The 1,181-nt window shown below is 51.7% G+C and carries 1 protein-coding gene; it reads right to left on the bottom strand.

The features are described from left to right. Window positions 1-1,181, bottom strand: a 1,181-nt coding sequence (locus ACTHS3_RS13785; protein ID WP_440368227.1) for an ABC-F family ATP-binding cassette domain-containing protein, incomplete at both ends; no start/stop codon positions are given.

Below are 1,181 nucleotides of genomic sequence, written 5' to 3'. Positions count from 1 at the left end.
TGCAGGGCAAGTGTCAGGGCGTGGCGCATATCCAAGTCTAGGTGGTTGGTCGGTTCGTCAAGCAGCAGCAGATTAGGTTTTTGCCAGATAATCATGGCAAGGGCGAGCCGCGCTTTTTCCCCACCGGAAAAGGGCTCGGTCTTTTGAACCGCCATATCGCCGACAAAGTTGAAACCGCCTAAAAAGTTGCGGATTTCCTGTTCGCGGACTTCAGGTGAAAGCTGCTGGATATGCCAAACCGGACTTTGGTCGGCGCGTAAAGTATCCAGTTGATGTTGGGCAAAATAGCCGATATTGAGCTTTTCGGAGCGGACGATATTGCCGGAAAGTAAATCGATTTTTCCTGCCAATGCTTTGATAAATGTAGATTTACCGCTGCCGTTAACACCCAACAGGCCGTAACGTGCGCCGCTTTCCAGAGACAGGGTGATATCGTGCAAAACGGTATTATCGCCATAACCCAAGTCGGCATGGTCGAGTTTCAACAATGGATTGGGCAGGTGGGTCGGATTGGCAAACTCAAAGGAAAACTCACTATCCAAATGCGCAGGGGCGATGCGCTCGAGTTTGGCTAATGCCTTCATGCGGCTTTGAGCTTGTACGGCTTTTGTGGCTTTAGCTTTGAAACGGTCGATAAAGGATTGCAGATGTTTGATTTGCGCCTGCTGTTTCACGTAGGCGGCTTGTTGTTGCGCCAGACGTTGGGCGCGTTCCGCTTGGTAGAAATCGTAATTGCCGCCGTATTGGGTCAGTTTTTGTTGCGACAGTTCGATGGTGTGCGTTGTGGTGGCATTCAAGAAGTCGCGGTCATGGGAGATGATGATTTGCGTACAGGGCAGGGAAGCGAGATGGTTTTCCAGCCACAACACGGTTTCTAAATCCAAGTGGTTGGTTGGTTCGTCCAAAAGCAGCAAATCGGCACGGCAAATCAGCGCTTGGGCAAGGTTGAGGCGCATACGCCAGCCGCCGGAGAAGGATTTGACGGGGTGGGTATGTTCTTCTTGTGCGAAACCTAAGCCGTTAAGCAGTTTGGCGGCGCGAGCCGGAGCGGTATAGGCATCGATTTCTTCAAGTTTGGCGTGATATTCGGCTTGCTTCATGCCGTCGTTTTGCGCTTCTGCTTGGGCCAAGGCCGTCTGAAAAGCCTGCAATTCGGCATCGCCTTGCAAAACGTAGTCTAA

The sequence above is a fragment of the Neisseria sp. P0009.S007 genome, from assembly GCF_051962515.1.
The sequence above is the reverse complement of the archived record's forward strand: the minus strand, read 5'-3'. Positions and strand labels throughout refer to the sequence as shown.